The sequence below is a fragment of the Rhodococcus sp. Eu-32 genome (genome assembly GCF_003336925.1).
In the GTDB taxonomy this organism is placed as follows: domain Bacteria; phylum Actinomycetota; class Actinomycetes; order Mycobacteriales; family Mycobacteriaceae; genus Rhodococcoides; species Rhodococcoides kyotonensis_B.
This window is the reverse complement of sequence record NZ_QGNK01000024.1, coordinates 1-19,430: the sequence shown is the minus strand read 5'-3', so window position 1 is coordinate 19,430 and position 19,430 is coordinate 1. Positions and strand designations below refer to the sequence as shown.

Here is a 19,430-nt window from a genome sequence, read left to right as displayed (position 1 = left end):
TGCCTCACCATTCCTCGATGTCGCTGAAGACAGGCGTTGCGGTGCCGCCGTCCGCTCGAGGCTCCACCGGCGGGTGGATCGCCGGGATCGGTGCACACGCGGCGTCGCCGGTGAGATGCGTGCGGCGGGCACGGTTGCGCCGGGCTTTGCGGGTGGCTTTCTGCGAGCGGTCGGTGACCTCGCGCATCTGCTCGATCATCGAAAACAGTGCGCTCTCATCGACGTTCGACCGACCTTGTTCGCGGAGACGGGCGATAGCAGCTCTGTGCTCCCACAGTGTCACCGCGGGATGTGACATCGTCCGGTACGGCACCTCGACATAGCCGGCACCGTCTGGTTCGAGGACCCAGATTCTGCTCAAATCGCGTGGGTCACGTCGTATCACGAACCGCCCCAAGTCCTCTCGCCGCGCAACCCACGGTTTGAGCGCGTTCGAGAAGTAGTGCACGTGATCGAGAACGAAGCCCGTGCGCGTCAGACGTCGCCGGATGACGGGAAGAAAGTCCACCAGGAACGCGGTTTCGCCGAGCACCACACGAGGGGCGTGACCAACTGCGGCGACCTCGCCGGCCCACACGGCGGCCGGAGTGTTCCCGATCCCTGTGTGAACGCTTCCGTGATACGAGGCTATGGCCAGGATCAGCCAGCGCTCCAACTCACGCAATGTCAACGCCGCGTGCTTGTCCGAGTCGTAACTTCCTCGGTCCGCTGGGTTCGAGAAGGTGGTCCCAGGCAGCTCGTGCACCGCCGTCATCGCCGTTCCGATGATGCGTTCGACGATCCCGCCGTAGTGCGGTCGGCCCGGAGGACGGTATTCGAGTGTGATGGCGTGCTGGGCGCATCCGCGGCGCAGCGCTTCGCTTTTGAACTCGGAGGCGTTGTCGAGATACAACTGTTTCGGCTTCCCTGCCATCGGCCACTGCACCTGCTCCGCGAGCTCGCATGCCTCCAGCCATGTCTGCTTCTCGCAGCACACGCGGCCCAGGCACAACCCGACCGATATCGACGACGGCGGCTCCAGAGTGACGACGAACCCGAGTACGGAACGGCTGAAGACATCAATGGCGATCGTCAGGTAGGGGCGGCCGATCGGTTGCCGCTCGTACTCGTCGACGACCATCAGATCGACGACGGTGTGGTCGATCTGGACCTGATCGAGAATCCCCGAAACCGTCGGTGGACTGTCGCCGGCGGACTGACGTGGGCGGGCGGCATCGGGTCCTCCGCGTGACCTGGCCACCGATGCCGGATGGAGCGCGGCGATACGCGCGGTGACGGTATTTCTGGCCGGCACTGGCAGACCCGCGCGGTGACACGCCAACGCGATGCGTCGGTGCAGCGCAGCGACACTCAGCTTCTGGCGGTGAAGAAAATAGCGGGTGAGATGATCGCCGATCACTTCCTCGACCTCAGCCGTCACTCGGCTGCGGCCACGCCCTCCCGACGAGACCTTCGCCAGAAGATCGGTGACCGTGCCCGTACCGTCCCTAAGCCTGCCAAGCAACGTGTAGACCCGCCGCCTGGATAGTCCCAAGCGCTGCGCTGCAGCGTCGACCGCTTCCGAACGCACCGGATGCATCTCCAGCAAGGGAGCCAGGACACCGAAACGGGCCTCGGCCTGGGACCACCGCTCCCCCGACGCTGTCAGCACACCGGTCTCCACGATGGCGAGCTTGTCGGGGTCCATCACAAGCCTCCCCTATCACCGAGAGCCGAACGCGACCGTGCACCGCACTTCTGACATCAGAATGTCAGAAGACACGTGCACTCACCCTCGAAACGCCTGCAAAGAGTGCAGCCGTCTTCTGAAACTGACAGTGATGTCAGTTTCAGAAGATGACTGCACTGTTTCAGAAGCGGAGTGCACTACTCACCCTCTCGCGCCCGCCAAAGCGTCGCGGTCTCTGCGTGCGCGGGTGAGGTTGTTGTGGAGGGTCGATCTCTTAAACCGATGTTCTTGCACAGTGTTCATCTCGATCTTCGGTATCTCGAATGCTTGGAGCGTGTGAACGGACATCTACCCGAATTAATAATGCGCGCCAGTCGCAGGTCATGGCATCGTGCCGACGGCGGTCCGCTCGTTCGGCGGGTGGTGTCAGGACGTGGCATCCTGCTCTTGCTGGGTGGAGATAATCGCTGTGAGAGCATCGAACACGCGGGTATCAATATCGATGTGGCCGATTTTCATCGTCTGTTCACGCCGTTGCTGCGAGCGGTCGAAGGGTACTCGAACCGGTTGCGATGGATCGACCGGTCGTGTTTCGCGCACGCTCTGTGCATAGTTGCTCACACTGGCGAGGTTCGCCGGGGCGTCGGTGAGGACGGCGGGGTCTACGACGAGGATGAACAATCCGCAGTCGGTGAGACCGTCAGGCTCGGCTTGCGCACCGGCTAGCATGCCGAGTAGCTGCACTACGAGTGCGAGTCCGGATCCTTTGTGTCCACCCCACACGGTGAACGCGCCGGCCAGCGCTTGAGCCGGGTCCTGGGTGGGGGTTCCATCCGGTGCGTACGCGAGACCCTCCGGTAGCGCTTCGCCAAGGCGGTTCTTGAGCATTACTTCGCCGAGCATGACTGCCGCTGTCCCGATGTCCCAGATGACAGGGTGTGTTTCGGTCGGAAATCCGAACGCGATGGGATTGGTTCCAAAACGAGCGCGAGTGCCACCGTGCGGGGCAACGAGGTGGTTTCCGCTACCGGCGATCATACCGACATAGCCTGCAGCGGTGATCATTTCGAGATAGTACGAGAACATACCTGTGTACCAGGTCTTGTGTGCTCCGACAACTGCTATTCCTGTGCGCCGTGCTTTGTCGATGGCGATGTCGGTTGCCCGCTTGGCGACGAGGTACCCGACTTGGTCGCCTCCGTGCAGGGTTGCCGAAACGGGGGTGTCCTTAATGACTTTGATGGATTGCGGCGATTGTGGGCTCTTGGCGCGTCGCTCGATAACCGACAGTGCGCGTGCGAGACCGCCGAAGGACAGGCCTCGCAATTCGCAGTCCAGGAGGTGGTCGGCGATGATGGTCGCCTCGTCGCTCGAGTGTCCGCAGGACTGCATTGCGTGTTGTGCCAGGTTACGGGCTTCATCGATAGTCAGTTTCATGTCTGTCGTTTCCATTGTTTCGGCAGTGGGATAGGGCGGCGTGATTCTTATACAGCTGGCATCGCAGCCTGATTCAAGCTCAGGGTGTAGAATAACAGCATGCTGATAATGCCGTTAGGGTTCGACTACGAGTTCGCACCCTCTTCGTATTCGACAGCGGACGACGTCTGTGATCAGCGGCACCGGTGACGATGTCGACGGTTTTTCGATAGACCCCGTTGACGGTTGTCACGTTTGTGTTCAGGGTGCAGAACAGCAGGTTCGTGCCGCCTGGGCTTGGGTCGACCCGAATATGACGAGTCGGGGTTCGTCGCAGTTCGTGTGGTGTGCGATCCAACGGATAGGGGTGGGCCGATCACAGCGCATGGCGGTTGGATCGCGGCAGTGTTCGACGATGCGCTTGCTTACGCAGTACTGCAACACAATCCCCGTATTGTGACGGCTGATCTGAGTGTCCGGTACCGACGACCAGTTCCAGTCTCGACGCCGTTGACGGTGACAGCGCGCGCTACGCGAACCGAGCAGCGCCGATGGATCAGCACCGGCGAGCTGGCACTTGCCGATACTCCATCGGCTGTGCTTGCAACCGCGTACGCCACGTTCGCGACGCGGCCACATCGCTATTACAAGTACATGCAAAACGATGCGAGCAACAGACCATGACACCTACTCGACTCGAACTACAACACAAGCTCCCGGAAGGAGCAGCTCGATGGCAGTATTCGTAGTTACATATCTACATTCCGATCTCGATGGCTGGAACAACTATTTGGCCCCCCATCTGGATTGGATAGCGCAGCACCTCGAAACGAATAAGCTGCTGGCTTCTGGCCCCTCCACGTCGGATTCGGGCACGAACCGGACGGCGCTGTTGGTCGTGGAGGCCGAGAACAGGGCAGTCTTGGACGACTTTCTAGCAACCGATCCATATGCGGAGCATGGTCAAGTCAATGCGATGACGGTGACCGAGTGGGATCCGATCTTCGGCACGCTCAACGCCCACTCGTCGCGTAGCGGCGAGAACGCTGCATCTACGATCGCTTCCACATTGGCGAGTTTCGGCAAATGAACGTGCTCCCACCGGTCACACTTGCCGATTCGCTTTCCGAACTTGGGCGGACCAGTTATGCAGCCGAACTTACCGCACCACTGACCACGTATCGGGCTGAGCTCGTGGCCGTGGCCCGATCACAATGAGCCCTGGCACTGGTGCGCGGGGGAACATAAAGTTGTTGTCCGAACAGTACGTATGGCAGCTCGAGGCTCGGTGTCGCGGCTTTCCGGTCTCATTTTTCTTTCCCCTTCCGCGCTCGGCCAGCTCAGCTGATCCCAAGACGGTGTGCGGGCAGTGCCAGGTCAGAAGCCAATGCTTGGACTTTGCGCTGACAATGGATGAACCGTACGGCATTTGGGGCGGGCTCGATCGCGCGGAGCGAGTGAAAGTTGCCGAGACTCTCCGGAAGTGACTACGGAGGCGGGGCAGTTGTTTCGTACAGTGTGAGCCAGTTTTACGTTCCTCCGTCCGGTTAACCGGTCAGAATGTCTTCGGGATCGTGCGGGGTTGGTGCGATCGTTGCCCCCGCCTCGACCATGGCGTTGCGACCGTCGACAGTGAATCGAGTTCTGTATTGGGATGTCGTCCAGATCGACCCGGCCACGGCGTGAACCAAAATATCGGATACGTACTCGGAATATGGCGGAGTTGATCTTTCCTGGCTCATCCCAATCGGGGGTGTAGGAGTTGGGGTCTGAAGCCGCCGGTCTCGAGCAGGCTTCGGGCGATGTAGTTGGTCAGGTTGCGGAACCCGAGTGCGGAGCCGCGCAGGTGTTCGAGCCGTCCGTTGAGCGCCTCGGTCGGCCCGTTGCTGGTGCCGGGTCGTTCGAAGTAGGCGAGCACGTCAGCGGCTCGCTTCTTCAGGGTCCGGCCCAGGGTGGTGAGCTCGGTGAGCACCTTGGGGACGCCGGCGCTGAGGTCGGTGATCAGCTTCTCCATGAGCTCGCTGCCACGTTGCCGGTCCTCGTGGCGATAGGCGGCGATCATGCGCTGGTAGACATCCCAGGTCGCCTCGACCTCGACGTGAGCGTCATCAACGAACAGCGCGCGTAGCCTGTCGCTCTGCTTGTCGGTGAGCAGGTCCGCGCCGGTGTGCAGCGTGCGCCGCGACTTGTAGAGCGGGTCGTCCCTGAACCCACGGTGCCCGTGGATCGCGAGTTGGACCCGGCGCCGACACCTGTCGAGGGCGTCACCGGCCAGGCGCACGACGTGAAAGGGATCCATCACCGTGACCGCGTCCGGGATCTCCTCCGCAGCGGCGGTCTTGAACCCGGTGAAGCCGTCCATCGCGACCACCTCGACCGCGTCACGGAAGGCGTCGTCGCGGTCGGCGAGCCAGGTCTTGAACGCCGCCTTCGATCGGCCCTCGACCATGTCCAGCAGCCTTGCTGGGCCGGCGCCATCGCGGACCGGGGTGAGGTCGATGATCACGGTGACGTACTTGTCGCCACGCCTGGTGTGGCGCCAGACGTGCTCATCGACACCAATGACCTTCACGCCCTCGAACCGCGTGGGGTCGTTGATCAGCAGCCGCTTGCCTTCAGCCAGGACCGCGTTGTTGGCGGTGTCCCACGCGACCCCGAGTCCCTCGGCGACACGGGCGACGGTGAGGTGTGCGACCACGATCCCTTCCAGCGCCCACCGCAGCCCGGTGCGCGAGAGCTTCGCGCGTGGCTCCGCCGCGGCGCTGGTGTCTTGGCGCCACACGTGTCCGCAGTCGGCACAGCGGTAGCGGCGCACTACAACTTCCAGCACGGTCGGTCGCCAGCCCAGCGGCTCGTGGGCCAACCGCCGGATCACGGTGTCACGAGCAGCGCCTTCGCTGCCGCACCGTCGGCACCACTGATCTGGTTCCACCACGCGGCACGCGAGGACCGCACGATCCGGTTCAAGTCGTTGTCCGGTCACGCTCAGACCGAGGCCGTCGAGTCGAGCGAAGGCGGTCAGGTCAGGGCGGCCGAAGCCGGCCGGCGGGGTAGCGTCGGACACGTCGAGGTCTTTCGGATGGATGGCGTAGGAACCTCCGTCGTCGGGAGACCTCGACGTCTATCTGCGGACCGACGCGCCCGGCCGACCTACACCGTTATCTGAGAAGACCCCTGAAACGTCTTCGACGACGACGGGACCGGCGAGGAGGAGGGCGCGGTGAGAGCTAAAGGAATGGAGCTTGCTCGGCTTCGACGCCGCCGCAAGCTCCGGTGAAACGGTCGGTACTGGTCGGTCGTCGTCGGTCACCACCGGATGGCGGCGTCCCCACGCTCGGCGTTTGCGCAGGTCAGTGGCTCGTTCGCCCAGTGGGCGCATCAAGCGATAGACGCAAAGCCGACGTGATTAGGTCGTCGGTTCGATTCCGACAGGCGGCTCCGGCGAACAGCCCCTGACCTGCGGAAACGCAGGGCAGGGGCGGTTCGGTTCTGGTGGTCGCGCGATGCGCTGGCCTCACGGCTCTGCTCGACACCGACGTCGCTCTCCTCTGCGACGGACCCCTCGCCGGTTGAGCGCTCGCGGCCGGCATCCTGTCCGTGTGCCGATAGGCCTCGTACCGCTCGGCAACGCAGCGTGGCGTTGCGTCGCGACCTGGCGACGGCTCGGCGGGGCGCGATCGTCTCGTGCGTTGGCGGACTACGGGAGCTTGGACGCGAGGACGTCGGCCGCCAGGATCTCGGGTGCTGCGCCGAGGAGGTGCTGGTTGGCCGTCAGGGCTGCGACGATGGCGCCGTTGGCGTGGGCGTCGCGAGCGGCCTCGTCGGGGAATGCATCGAAGATCCAGAAGGTGTCGGCGTGGGTCCTGACCGCGAACCAGACAATCGTTCCTACTTCTTCGTTGGCGAGCGCGACGGCGCCGGCGAGCAGATCGGCGAGCGCGTCGTGCTGTCCATCGGCCGCGACGATCTTGGCGACGAAGGCATACGGAAGTGATGCGGGTGTGGACATGAGGGGTTCTCCTAGGTGTCGAGGTTTCTTGGTGAAGCGAGTTCAGCGTATGACGAGCAAGGGCATGTGAGAAGTGGCGTATACGGCAGTATTGCTATTGTTCGCGCCATGCGTATCGGACTGATCGCGATCGACGGTTGCTTCGGTTCGGCTGTCGCGTCGGTCATCGACATCGTGCGGGTGGCCGACGGAGCCCGCGGCGATGTCGACCCGCGGATCGACCCGATCGAACTCGCCATCCTCGGACCGAAACGGAGAGTGACCACGACGGCATCGATGACCCTGTCGGTGGACCACCCGCTGTCGGAGTCCGCAGAGTTCGACGTGGTCGTCGTCCCTGCGCTTGGAACCCTCACGGCCGCCGCTACCAACGACGCCCTCCAGAGCCGAGATGCTCGTTCGGTCATCGCCTCGCTCGGGCGCCTCGACGACGCGACCACCCGGATCGCCGCGGCGTGCACCGGCGTGTTCGCTGTCGCCGAGACCGGACGGATGCATCATCGGCGGGCGACGACCAGCTGGTTCCTGGGGCCGGAGTTCCTGAAGCGCTATCCGACCGTCGCCCTCGATCTCGACACCATGGTCGTGGTCGACGGGAACCTCGTCACCGCCGGCGCCGCGTTCGCCCACATCGACCTCGCGCTCTCACTCGTGCGATCGATCAGCCCCGACCTGGCCCAACATGTCGCCAAGCTCCTCATCATCGACGAGCGTCCGTCGCAGGCGGCCTTCGTCGCCTACGAACATCTCCGGCACGAGGACCCGATCGTCGTCGAGTTCGAACGCTTCGTGCGCGCCCGCCTGGACGAACCGTTCAACGTCGCCTTCGTCGCGCAGTCGCTCGGCACCAGCCGGCGCACCCTCGAACGACGAGTCCGTGCGGCGCTCAACCTCACTCCGCTCGGCTTCGTCCAACGGCTTCGCATCGAACGAGCTCGGCACCTCTCAGCCACCACGGACCTCACCTCCGCCGAGATCGCGCTACGGGTCGGCTACGCGAACGCCGAGACTCTGCGCTCCCTCCTGCGTAGGGAGCGACGCCGTTCCTGACCTATTGCCATGCCTGTAGCCGGTGTCCTAGTGCTCGACTGGAACCACCTCTCAGCACGTCGCGTCGACGCTCCTGCGTCGCCCCTGGACGACCCACTCGACACGCCCGCAGCACAGGCCATGTGACGTGTCCCGGCTTCCCGGACGGTCGGGGTTGGGTGGCTGTGATGTCGCTGCGTTCTCGTCGAGGGGGTCAGCAGACTCGATCAGGGTCGATTGGGATGAGCCGCGAAGGCGGTCGGGTCAGGGCGGCCGAAGCCGGCCGGCGGGGTAGCGTCGGACACGTCGAGGTCTTTCGGATGGATGGCGTAGGAACCTCCATCGTCGGGAGACCTCGACGTCTACCTGCGGACCGACGCGCCCGGCCGACCTACACCCTCATCTGGGAAGAGCCTGTTTGCTGGTCGAACGCGCCCCTCGCCGACGATGATCGCGTCGGCGCTGTGTGCGTGCCGATCGAAACCGATGGTGTCTAGTACGTAGTCGACACCGGGAACGAGTTCGGCGTTGTAGTAGGCCCACGTACTTCGGCGAACCCTCCTGCCGCGTCGGCGGAGTAGACGTTGGTCGAGTCACGCGGTAGCCGAGCAGAAGATGAAGCAAGTCTGTCTGTCTGTTCCCTGACCTGGCTTGTGGTATTCCCTTTCTGGGGTGCGAAACCTGCCGGCGTCGACGAAGCGGGTTACGACGTCGGTCCGTATCAGCATCGAGGTGCCATCCAGCTTCGCCGTCTTCTATGGCCGCTCGGGCGCCGACTCTGCCATCTGTGATCGGCCGATCCTCCGGCCGCCACAGTGATGCGCTGTACGCCGCGGCGGGCGGCGGCGATCAGCATTCCCATACCGTAGGTATTTGCGAGAGTCGGGTCCCGTGCTCCATCGTGTGGGCACCACCACGATGTTCATAGGTCCCATGCCTGCGGATTGACAGCGTGAGGTGGAATGGTGCCAGCGGCAATGGCGATCGCGTTGAGCGCGCACAATCGAGCCATTTCTGCCCTCACGGACACCGTGGCGCTACCGATGTGCGGAAGCAACACCGTGTTGGGGAGCTGGGCCAAGCCCGTAGCCATCCGCGGTTCATCCTCGTATACGTCCAAGCCTGCTGCTGCGATGGCCTTGCTCTCGAGTGCGGACACCAAGGCTGTTTCATCGACGATCGGTCCCCTCGCGGTGTTGATCAGAATCGATGATGGCTTCATCGCGTTCAGCACTGCAGCATTCACCAGATGATGGGTCTGCTCGTTCAGCGGGACATGAACGGAGAGAAAGTCACTGGTGGTGACGAGCTCGTCCCATCCGACGGAGCGAACGGATCCAGCAAGATCCGCCAAATCCCTTGTATCGGTGGGACGCTCTGTTGATGGTCGGGCACAGAAGATAACATTCATTCCAAATGCCACTGCTCGTCGCGCGGTGGCGCGTGCGATGCGTCCAAATCCGACCAGGCCGAGAGTACGATCCGTGATGTCGTGGCCGAGTAGCAGATTTGGCTTCCATCCATCGAACTGTCCGGAGCGCATGAACGTGTCGGCTTCTACTGCTCGGCGCGCTGTTGCCAAGATCAACAGCATGGCGATGTCTGCGGTTGCGTCGGTCAAGACTTCGGGGGTGTTTGCAACCATGACGCCGTTAGCTGTGGCGTGCTCCACATCGATGTTGTTGTATCCCACTGCGAAGTTCGATATACCGCGAATGCGAGCGGCGTCGAGCACATCGCGGTCGAACCGGTCGTTCAATTGCGCGACGATGACGTCGTACCGACCGGACGCGCACGCACATTCGAGATCGGTGTCGCTGAGCGCGCCGGAGGGTAGGTCGACGTGCCCACTGCGACGAAGCATTGTCATTGCCGGCTCCGGGATCGGCGTGGTCACGAAAAATTTTCGTTGCGCACTACGGTCGGGGGCCGGCGAGGCGTAACTTGCCATTACACACCCGCGCTTCGACCGACCGGGCACACCTCGAGCAGCCGAAGCCCTTGTGTGAGAGGCCTCATGGGTATCTCGCGCTGCGAGCTCCACGTTGTACGCGGGTTTTTCGTCATGGAGTTTGTTCTTCCTACGATGGATGGAGGCACGTTGATCAGTACGTCCGATAGCGCGCGGCACGGTGGGTCTCGACGACGGGGCCCTCGAAGAAGTTGATGAAGATTCTTGCCTGGGGCGTTGCACTGATCGACGCCTGGCGCGCTCGACGGATTGCGTCGCCGCCCGGGTGTGTCACTTGACGGTGTCCGCGACGTGAGCTTGCGGGGTGGCTTCGGTGTCGAGGCGTGTCTGCACCGCAGGACCCGATGTCTTTTTGATGAACAGTGTCGCTACCAGGCTGATCGCCGCAGCTGTCATGAGGAGGTAGGCCGGTGAACGACTGTCTCCGGTGGTGTCGACCAACCATTGACTGACATAGAGCGCGGAACCGCCGAGTATTGCGACCACGATGTTGTACGCGACGCCGATGACGGTTCCGCGTACGGCCGTGGGTACGAGTTCGACGTAGGTCACCGGCGCCACAGCGGCGTAGATGGCCGGGCCGATGGAAAGGAAAATGATCAAAGCTGCGATGACGGTGAGGTTGGTGGCTGTCGCCAAACCGTGAAAGAGCGGAATAGCGGCGACGGCTACTACGCCCGAGGTGGTGCGAAGGACTACACGGCGACCGAAGCGATCCGAGAGATACCCTCCTAGTGCAGTCAACGCCAGTCCAACGATCAGAGCGAGAACTATTACCAGCGTGGCGCTGGTGCGCGAGTAACCCAGCTGGATGACGAAACTTTGGCTGTAGGTGTACACCATGTAGAAGCCGATGGTATGGAACGCGCCGACACCGATGATCAACAACATCGTCGTCCAGTGCTGCGCAAATGCAGCACGGGCAGGCGTACTCACCGTTTTCTCGGCACTTTCGAGAGTCTCGAACTCCGGTGTCTCGCCGAGCTTGGAACGCAACCACAACCCCACAGCGCCCATGGGCAGAGACAACAGAAACGGTATCCGCCATCCCCAGCTGGTCATCTGCTCCGTAGTCAGTAGCGCGTTGAGAGCGAGAACAGCAACTGCAGCGAGCAAAAGTCCTGCGACACTACCGATCTGGACTCGAGACGTCATACGTCCACGTTGATCGGCGGGTGCGAATTCCGCAGCATAGATGATGGCGGAGCTGTATTCCCCGCCGACCGCCAATCCCTGAACGAGGCGAAAAACAACGAGAAGAACGGGTGCCCAGATTCCGATCGTCGCCGACACCGGGAGCACACCGATACACGTTGTCGCCACCGCCATGACAAGCAGAGTGATGACCAGCGTTGGTTTACGTCCGATGCGGTCCGAGAGCGGGCCGAAAACGAGCGAGCCGAGGGGACGCGCGAAGAACGCGGCCCCGAAGACGGCGAACGAGGACAACAGGGCTGCACCCGGCTGAGCGTTGGGAAAGAACAGAGGTGCCAGAATCGTGGCCAGAAAAGCGTAGGACGCGAAATCGTACGACTCGACAGTATTGCCGATGGAGGCAGCGAGAGCTACCTGTTTGCGTGTCGCGGGCGATGCAACGCCAGGGTGTGAGGACATCTGATACTCCGCAATCGAAGGGATTCAAGCGAGATGCGCCGAGTGCATGCCTGGCAGTCTCGGTTACTACGCTCGTCGAGGGAACTGTGTTTCGGATGCGGATGAGGCGCATCGATCCGACTTGGCGATCAGTCGCACCGATCCGTAGATCATTCGCATGCTGTCAATTTATCAGCATGCGAACAAAATGGGTGCGAAACCCGATTTTTTCGCCACTGCTCGACCCGTGAGCTACTTCGACGGGGCCACACCGGCCGTATATCTGCGGTTTCAGCCCGCCCCAGCATGGGTTACCCAATCAACTCGGTCGATCGGCCGGAGGCAGCGATTTGGAGTGCGCACTCTCGACGGAGCGCAACGGTTGTCACATGTCGCGGAGTTCGGCCTCCACAGCCAGCGCGCATCGCCGCAAACTCAACTCCAAACGAGCCGCCTCGTCACCGTCGAGTTCTCGGGCGAGGGTTTCGTTGATGCGCAGAACTTCCGCATCCATGTCGTCGATGGTCGCCCGTCCAGCGTCGGTCAGCGCCAGCGCTATCGCGCGATCGCTCTCAGGATGTGGACGACGCCGCACGTACCCGCGTTCCTCGAGCTGGGTGACAATACGCGTCATGGTCTGTGGTCGAACGAAGCATCGCCTGGACAGCTGTGCAAGCGATAAGTCCGACCTGGTCTGCAGAATTTTCAACGCCGCGTAGCCGGACAGTGACAGATTCCACCGAGCCAACCTTTTGTTACCGATACGCCCGATCGCCCGCTCGAGCCGAAAGACGGCATCGGTCAACAATGCTGCCTCGCCTACGGCGGTCGCACCGACTGGAGATTGCCAGCCCACGGGCGACGAACTTTCGTCCCGACGGCCGGGTGCGTCATCGACGGGCATCGGGTCTCCTCTTGATCTACTCGGAAGAGGCAACATTATCAGCAGGCTGTGGCGCTGTCGTTCTCCGCATCGACCCTACCGACACCGGCTTTTTCTGCCACCTCGGGACACCGCACCCTGGTTCATCGAACACCATGCGCACCTGTCCGCTTTCGCTCGAACAACAGTCGAGCGCCGCCCCATCCGCCGGAGCAGCACTCGTCCAGGGGTTCTCGATGCACTTTCGAAGCAGGGACCGACAGGCTTATTTACCGCAAACCATCTGGTAGGACAGCGCAGTTGGCGTTCGCTTCGCGCGAGGGCAGTTGATGTGTACCTGGTCGGCGCGTTCCGGTCACATACGCCTCCGGCGCTTCGTTGACACCGATCGTGTGCACATGCTGGAATGTAAGCATGCTTACAAACTCGGGTGGTGTTCTACACACGGATTACCGCGCACTGTTTCGCAACGTTCCCGGACCGGTGACAGTGGTGACCGGCGTCGAGAACGGGGTCGCGCACGCTACGACAGTAAGCTCATTCAGCAGCCTGTCGCTGACCCCTGCTTACGCCTTGGTCGTACTGGACCTCACCTCTCGGATGCTGGGTGTGATCGAACGAACCGGCCGACTCGGTATCAATTTGCTTGCCGACGATCAAAGCGATGTCGGCAGGCAGTGCTCGAGTAAAGCGGACGACAAGATGGACACCGTCGACTGGACTTTCACCGACGAGCTCCCACAGATCACGGACAGCGCCGGCTGGTTGGCATGCGAGGCTGCACAGATCATCGAAGTCGGCGACCACAAAATCGTTGTCGCGCAACCTTATCGGATCCAGCCATCGGATCGATCACCGTTGTTGTATCACCGAGCAGCTTTTCATCTGGTGGGCAAAACGCCGACTCCCTGATCGCCGTCGAGTCCCTCGACACATCGAATTTTACCCGCCCATCGACGAAGGACATTTCATGGTCGACATCTTCACAGGTCTGCAGCCGCTGGAAATCGGCGAAACAGACCCCGCACTTCTCATCGAGCGTGCATACCAACTGAACGCCTCCGAGGCCATCGATCGCGTCTTGGTCGGATACTCTTCCATCTGGCCTCACAATCACGCCACAGCACCGTTTCTGGCGGCGCTGACCGACAAACTTTCGCTCATCGTCGCGCATCGCCCTGGAGTCATCGACCCCGCAGCCGCCGCCCGATACTTTGCGACCCTCGACGTCCTGTCCGGCGGCAGACTGGCCATCAACCTGGTCACCGGCGGGTCGGACAAAGACCTCCATCGCGAAGGCGACTATCTACCCAAATCCGAGCGCTACGCCCGAGCCAGCGAATATCTGGACGTCATGAAAGCGGCCTGGAGCACCACTGCGGCATTCGACCACAACAGCCGCTACTACAAAGCCGAACGCATCCATCCCCTCATTCAACCCCTGAACAAACACGTTCCGATCTTCATGGGCGGCGAAAGCGACGACGCCGTCGACTTCGGCGCCAGCCACGCCGATCTGTACATGCTGTGGGGCGAGCCCCTCGACGGAACTGCACAACGCATCGAACGTGTACGCGAGGCAGCCACCAAATACAGTCGGCCGATCGAGTTTTCGCTGAGCTTGCGATTGTTCGTCGGCGACACCGACGAGGCCGCGTGGGACGCCGCGCGAGCAGTGGAAAACACCATCCTCGGTGCCCAAGGAACCACCAAATTTCTCCGATCCTCGAGCACCGATGTCTCCGTGGGGCGCAACCGCCAGCTCGCGCTGACCGAAGAAGAACTACACGACGATTGCTTCTGGACCGGCCTGGTCAAGCTTCTGGGGGGGTTCGCCAACTCTGCCGCTCTCGTCGGTACCGAAGATCGGATACTCGAATCGCTGGCCAAGTACCGAGACCTGGGGATCTCGGCATTCTTGATTACTACCGGAGCTGAGGCGGCGTGGGACCCCTCATTGGAAAACATTGCGCGCCGCATGAAGAAAGAACTCTGACCGCCGCATCTCCGGGTAGCGCCGCAGACTCATCCTGCTCGCGGCACCCGGTGTCCGCCCGCAACAGCCTCGCCCGGTAACCACAACGACGTCGAACTGGAGAAAACAATGAGCACGCGTGCGTTTCCCGATCTTGGTGGGGGAACAATTGGAGGACTGCTCGCGAGCCGGGCGGCCGCGAACCCGAACAAGGTCGCGGTGATTTGCAATGAGGTGTCCCGAACATACCGCGCGCTCGATGCTGCGGCTCGGGTCATCGGCTCGGCTTTGCTCGAACTCGGTTGTCAGAAATCCGAATCGGTCGCTATCTACCTGTCGAACACAATCGAGTTCCTCGAAACGTGGATGGGCACCGCAACGGCAGGGCTGGTCCAGGTTCCGATCAACACTGCCTACAAACAGTCTTTCCTCGAGCATGCTCTCGCCCACCCGGACGTGCGCGTACTGATTACCGAATCCAGCCTCGTCGAGGCACTTCTCGAGCTGCCCGCTCTACCGGAGTGTGTGGAAACCATCGTCTTCATCGACCGCATCCCACCCTCGATCCGCGATTGCGGACGCCGAGTCATCGGCTGGGGCGACCTTGTCGCCATGGGTGATCCGGACTACTCATTCCCGCCGGTGCGACCATCCGACATCACCGCCATCCAGCTGACTTCCGGAACGACCGGCAAGAGCAAGGGCGTCGAACTCCCCCATCTGCACAATCTCGTCGGCGCGCGCGAAGGAGCCGAAGCGATGGGTAACAGCCAAGGCGACCGAATCTACACCTGCCTACCGCTGTTCCACGGCGCCGCGCAGATCAACATCTTCCTCCGCGCGCTGTACCTCGGAGCCACCTCCGTCATCGCGCCCAAATTCAGCGCACGCAAATTCTGGAACGACATTCGCAGCTACGAAGTCACCGAGTTCAACGCCCTCGGCTCCATGCTGCCGGTGCTGCTCGCTCAGCCGCCATCCGAACAAGACCGAGAGCACGCGGTGAGGCGCATCTTCGCCGCACCCGCGCCAGCGGACGTGCTCTACCGCTTCGAAGATCGTTTCGGAGTACACATCGTCGAGGGATACGGCTCGACCGAGATGAAGAACGTCTTGCACAACCCGCTCGACAACCGACGGGTGGGATCACTGGGAAAGCCCACTGCCTCGACCATCTTGGAAATCCACGACGAGAACGGCAACCGCGCCCCGGCCGGATCCGTCGGCGAAATCGTCTACCGACCGAAACAACCGCACGTGATGTTCACCCGGTACTACCGCGACCCCGAAGCAACTCTGGCCGTCTTCCACGACTTGTGGTTCCACACCGGAGACCTCGGATTCATGGACCAAGACGGATTCTTCTACTTCGTCGACCGTAAGAAAGACGCACTGCGGCGCCGCGGCGAGAACATTTCCTCTCAAGAAATCGAGTCGATCCTTACCGCATTTCCGTCGGTTCTCGACGCAGCGGTGGTAGCCGTCCCATCCGAACTCGGAGAAGACGAAATACTTGCCGTCATACACGTCGAGGATCCTGGAAACTTCGATATGTCAGCCCTGTTCGCACACAACGACGCACTCATGCCGCACTTCATGGTTCCCCGGTTCTACAGAGCTGTCGACTCGCTCCCTCGCACCCCTACCGGAAAGATCCGCAAAGTCGAGCTACGCGAAACCAGCCAGCACACCGACATCTGGGACGCACACCACCACGGCCATCGTCCCACCCGCCGCAGCTGAAGCACGCCTCCAAGAACCTAGGACCCCAAGTGAACAACATCGTCATCCGCGACATCGCACCCCGTCTCACCGGTCAAGCTCACCCCCTGTCCAGCGCCGACAAGATTCACTTGATCGACTCGCTCACCAGCGCTGGTGTTCCAGCAATCGAAGTCTCCTCGTTCGTCCGGCCAGACCTCATCCCAGGATTGGCCGACGCAGAGAAAGTGTTCGCAGGCATCCGCCGCCGCCCGAACGTATCCCTCGGCTGCTGCGTCGGCAACGAACGAGGACTGCGGCGCGCGATCGACGCAGGAGCAGACTCAGCCTACTTTCTGCTCTCCGCCGACGAAACATTCGCTCACAACAACATCGGCAAATCCACCAACGAGTCCCTGCGTGAACTCGAACGCATGAACGAGCTAGCCAGCACGTCGTCGATCACCGTGGGCACTTACATCATTTTCGCCTGGGGCGGGCCATCGGGGCCACCTCGCCGCCCCGCGGACCTACTGCACCTGACCCGCCGTCTCCTCGACATCGGAGTCGAACATTGGATTCTCGCCGATTCCTGTGGCTACGCATCCCCACGCGCAATACGCGAAACCACGACGTTCGCACTCGAACAGCTGAAAGACCCGAACAGCCTGACCGTACAAATACACGATGGACGCGGCATGGGTCTGGCGAACATCGCGGAACTGATCAAAGCAGGCGTTACACACATCGACACCTCGCTAGCCGGCAGTGGCGGCCACCCCGCCATGCCCACAACACCGGGAGCGGGAGTGTGCACCGAAGACGTAGTTCAGTTGCTGCACCTCGAAGGAGTGTCCACCGGTATAAATCTCTCTGCTCTTGTCGAGCTCTCCAACTGGTTCGTCGACTCCCATCGCATACCGTCCAACGGCTTCGTCAGAATTCCCGGCCCCGTACCCACCGCCGACCTCGAAACGAACCCGCCATCTGACTTCGCCTGGCGCACAGCATGAAAACGGCATCTACCGGCCGTCGCGACTACCTCTGCGGGTGGGCGGAAGCGGCGGGACTGTTGCAGCGGGGTGAACCCCTCATCATCGCAGCGGGAGTCAACATCGTGCTCGCCTACGCTGGCGCGACCATCGACACTGCATCAATGGCGCAGCTGATCGCACGTACATCCGGTTTCGTACAGGTGGCGCTCCCCACTGCACGATGCGACGCTCTGCATCTGCCCGAAGCAGCACCGACGATCCGAGACACCACACGACCCAGCTACGGGCAATGCGTGACCGTTGACGCCGCAGAATCCATCACCACCGGCATCTCCGCCGCAGACCGGGCACGCACAGTCCGCGTACTGTGCGACCCCACAACCGTTCCCACCGACCTGACCAGGCCTGGGCACGTCGTGCCGATGCGAGCCGTCGACGCACAGCAGCATCGCAAGACGACTGCGGTATCTGCTCTGGTCTCGCTCACCGACAGCATTGGTGCAGCGTTCGCCGACCTGACTTCTCTCGAAAATCCTCTTCAACCGGTCTCGCTCCGCGAAGCCCACCGACTAGCAGCTACATCGCGCACCGCGTTTCTCGCTGAATGGCTACACCCGCACAAACTCGAGACGACTTCGAACTCATATTAGGCAAACGTGTTACGCACGACCATCTGATCTGCAACGAAACACACCGCACCTCACCGCCCCGAAACGCTTCCCACTTAACCTGGCCGGATCGGAGATCGACCGCGAATCGGCCATCTCACCACACCCCATGCCGCACTATTGCTCGTCCTCCCCGACCAGGTCGAGCAGACCGGCCAGCAGCTGCTCGACGCGTTCTTCGATATCACCGAGAAGCACCTCGACGTCGGCGAACACCGAAACGGCGTTCTTGCGAGCTGCGATGCCGCGATCGTAGTAACCCGGATCGAGGTCAACGTTTACCGACGACCCTGCGTTCACTGTTTCGGCTGCGTCGTTTTCACGCCGCGCCCATCCCGGAGGAACAACGTGTGGCGGGGCCTGGCCGAGGAGATGTGCCCGTACGATCTCCGCGACCGCCCGCGCGGTCAGCGCGGCCGTATCCAATGGCAGGTATCCCCAACGGTCGATCGGTGTCAACAGCGGCCGCACATCTATCGATTGCACGTACCTGTCGTAGCCCGACAATTCGGTTCCATCACCGCTTGCCATTGTCTCGGCGAGCATTCGCGCGCTCGGATGTACCTCGTTGTGCCCAAGCACCTGTAACCATCGTAACAACACCTGCGGCGGCTCGACATTCGAGGCTGTGACGGCCTCAAAGGTGACAATGTCGGCACCTGCTGCATTTCGAAAGCGAAGGCTACCAGCGCCCGCGTCACCAGCGACATCGCAGATTCGCATGTCGGCGATCCGGCTGTACGGTAAGCCCGTCGAGGCAAGGACAAGAATGAGTGCGTCGCGACGCGCGAACAATGCCGCGGGCCAACCTGATGAAGGGAGCTCAGAGATGATGGCGCCCAATCTTGTTGCTAGCCTTTGTAACCGCTCTGCTCGGACAGCATCGATCGCAGAGCGCACCGTCTCACTGCGTCCGGGAGGCGGAAAACCGGCTCGGTGGTGCACGCCGTCGATGGTGGCAATTCGGCGCCGCTGCGTCGCACCCGCGGCCGGATGAGCGCTGAGGAACCGAGCCAAAGTGTGCGGTGTAGTCGGTAATGCGGTGCAGTTCATTGCCGCGCACCAGTCCTCGAACAGCGACCACGTGTGCCGATCGCTCTGCGAGGCAACCACATTCATTGATCAGATCGCCGCATTCGTTACAGACCGAGATCGGTGACGGCGTTGCCGAGCATGGGGGCGTGTTCGCGGGCATAGATGTCGACCATGCCGGGTGTGGTGTGGCCGGTTTGGCGCATGATCGCGTGCGCGTCAGCGCCGCTGCGGAAGGCTTGGGTGACGAACCCTGCCTGAAGTACCCCAGGTTTTGTTCCTATGCGGTTACGAGGGCCGGGGTGGCCGACTCGCTGGGTTGTGAGATGTCGATCAGGGTGGTCTCGTATTCAGCCGGGGGCATGTAACCGAGCGCTTCGTGCAGACGCTGATGGTTGTACCACCACACGTATTCGAGCGTCGCGAACTCGACGTCGTCGACCGTTCGCCACGGTCCACGCCGGCGGATCAGCTCGGTCTTGTAGCTC

Annotated in this window: 17 protein-coding genes and 1 pseudogene; 7 read left to right on the top strand and 11 right to left on the bottom strand. The window is 62.0% G+C overall.

The features are described from left to right. Positions 1-4: 4 nt before the first annotated feature. Both DK926_RS22635 and DK926_RS22630 read right to left on the bottom strand, forming a co-directional pair. A complete protein-coding gene (locus tag DK926_RS22635; protein ID WP_114332299.1) occupies positions 5-1,687 on the bottom strand; it encodes a Mu transposase C-terminal domain-containing protein in 1,683 nt (560 codons plus the stop codon). 408 nt (positions 1,688-2,095) lie between these two features. Continuing rightward, positions 2,096-3,121, bottom strand: coding sequence for an Ldh family oxidoreductase (locus DK926_RS22630; protein WP_207890895.1), 1,026 nt, complete (start codon positions 3,119-3,121; stop codon positions 2,096-2,098). Positions 3,122-3,818: 697 nt separating this feature from the next. On the opposite strand from DK926_RS22630, the gene DK926_RS22620 reads away from it, so the two are divergent. Then, on the top strand, positions 3,819-4,175 hold the full coding sequence (locus tag DK926_RS22620) for a YciI family protein (protein ID WP_165839651.1): 357 nt from the start codon (positions 3,819-3,821) through the stop codon (positions 4,173-4,175). Positions 4,176-4,823: 648 nt separating this feature from the next. On the opposite strand, the gene DK926_RS22610 is transcribed toward DK926_RS22620, so the two are convergent. Further along, positions 4,824-6,149: an ISL3-like element ISPfr2 family transposase gene (locus DK926_RS22610; protein WP_114332295.1), complete on the bottom strand. Its 1,326-nt coding sequence runs from the start codon at positions 6,147-6,149 to the stop codon at positions 4,824-4,826. Positions 6,150-6,782: 633 nt separating this feature from the next. Beyond that, entirely contained in the window at positions 6,783-7,094 is a 312-nt protein-coding gene (locus tag DK926_RS22605) for an antibiotic biosynthesis monooxygenase (protein ID WP_114332294.1), read from the bottom strand. A gap of 108 nt (positions 7,095-7,202) precedes the next feature. Between DK926_RS22605 and DK926_RS22600 the strand changes: the two genes are divergently transcribed. Then, positions 7,203-8,144 (top strand): helix-turn-helix domain-containing protein, encoded by a 942-nt coding sequence (locus DK926_RS22600; RefSeq protein WP_003941078.1) that lies wholly within the window; start codon positions 7,203-7,205, stop codon positions 8,142-8,144. A 901-nt stretch (positions 8,145-9,045) separates the two neighbouring features. On the opposite strand, the gene DK926_RS22585 is transcribed toward DK926_RS22600, so the two are convergent. The 4 genes from DK926_RS22585 to DK926_RS22575 form a co-directional block, all read right to left on the bottom strand. Then, positions 9,046-10,074, bottom strand: a complete 1,029-nt coding sequence (locus DK926_RS22585; RefSeq protein ID WP_114332292.1) for a D-glycerate dehydrogenase — start codon at positions 10,072-10,074, stop codon at positions 9,046-9,048. A 154-nt stretch (positions 10,075-10,228) separates the two neighbouring features. Then, complete coding sequence (locus tag DK926_RS26775) at positions 10,229-10,369, bottom strand: hypothetical protein (protein ID WP_165839650.1); 141 nt, start codon at positions 10,367-10,369, stop codon at positions 10,229-10,231. Continuing rightward, the gene (locus tag DK926_RS22580) at positions 10,366-11,709 is read right to left on the bottom strand and encodes an MFS transporter (protein ID WP_114332291.1); all 1,344 of its coding nucleotides are present in this window, start codon (positions 11,707-11,709) and stop codon (positions 10,366-10,368) included. The genes DK926_RS26775 and DK926_RS22580 overlap by 4 nt, the downstream gene beginning before the upstream one ends. 364 nt (positions 11,710-12,073) lie before the next feature. Further along, a complete protein-coding gene (locus DK926_RS22575) occupies positions 12,074-12,592 on the bottom strand; it encodes a MarR family transcriptional regulator (protein WP_243636975.1) in 519 nt (172 codons plus the stop codon). Between the two features lie 393 nt (positions 12,593-12,985). On the opposite strand from DK926_RS22575, the gene DK926_RS22570 reads away from it, so the two are divergent. From DK926_RS22570 to DK926_RS22550, 5 genes are all read left to right on the top strand, one after another. Continuing rightward, positions 12,986-13,483 (top strand): flavin reductase family protein, encoded by a 498-nt coding sequence (locus DK926_RS22570; RefSeq protein WP_114332289.1) that lies wholly within the window; start codon positions 12,986-12,988, stop codon positions 13,481-13,483. A 58-nt stretch (positions 13,484-13,541) separates the two neighbouring features. Further along, positions 13,542-14,567 (top strand): LLM class flavin-dependent oxidoreductase, encoded by a 1,026-nt coding sequence (locus DK926_RS22565; RefSeq protein WP_114332288.1) that lies wholly within the window; start codon positions 13,542-13,544, stop codon positions 14,565-14,567. A gap of 108 nt (positions 14,568-14,675) precedes the next feature. Beyond that, on the top strand, positions 14,676-16,289 hold the full coding sequence (locus tag DK926_RS22560; protein WP_114332287.1) for an AMP-binding protein: 1,614 nt from the start codon (positions 14,676-14,678) through the stop codon (positions 16,287-16,289). A 29-nt stretch (positions 16,290-16,318) separates the two neighbouring features. Next, the gene (locus DK926_RS22555) at positions 16,319-17,260 is read left to right on the top strand and encodes a pyruvate carboxyltransferase (protein ID WP_114332286.1); all 942 of its coding nucleotides are present in this window, start codon (positions 16,319-16,321) and stop codon (positions 17,258-17,260) included. Further along, positions 17,257-17,892 (top strand): 3,4-dihydroxy-2-butanone-4-phosphate synthase, encoded by a 636-nt coding sequence (locus DK926_RS22550; protein WP_114332285.1) that lies wholly within the window; start codon positions 17,257-17,259, stop codon positions 17,890-17,892. The genes DK926_RS22555 and DK926_RS22550 overlap by 4 nt, the downstream gene beginning before the upstream one ends. Before the next feature lie 135 nt (positions 17,893-18,027). Here DK926_RS22550 and DK926_RS22545 read toward each other — a convergent pair whose 3' ends face one another. The 3 genes and pseudogenes from DK926_RS22545 to DK926_RS22535 form a co-directional block, all read right to left on the bottom strand. After that, positions 18,028-18,753, bottom strand: coding sequence for a hypothetical protein (locus DK926_RS22545; protein ID WP_243636974.1), 726 nt, complete (start codon positions 18,751-18,753; stop codon positions 18,028-18,030). Between the two features lie 296 nt (positions 18,754-19,049). After that, a pseudogene (locus DK926_RS22540) lies at positions 19,050-19,205 on the bottom strand (integrase); the annotation flags it as partial. Positions 19,206-19,222: 17 nt separating this feature from the next. Further along, the coding region (locus tag DK926_RS22535) for an IS3 family transposase (RefSeq protein ID WP_243636906.1) at positions 19,223-19,430 on the bottom strand (208 nt) is incomplete at its 5' end.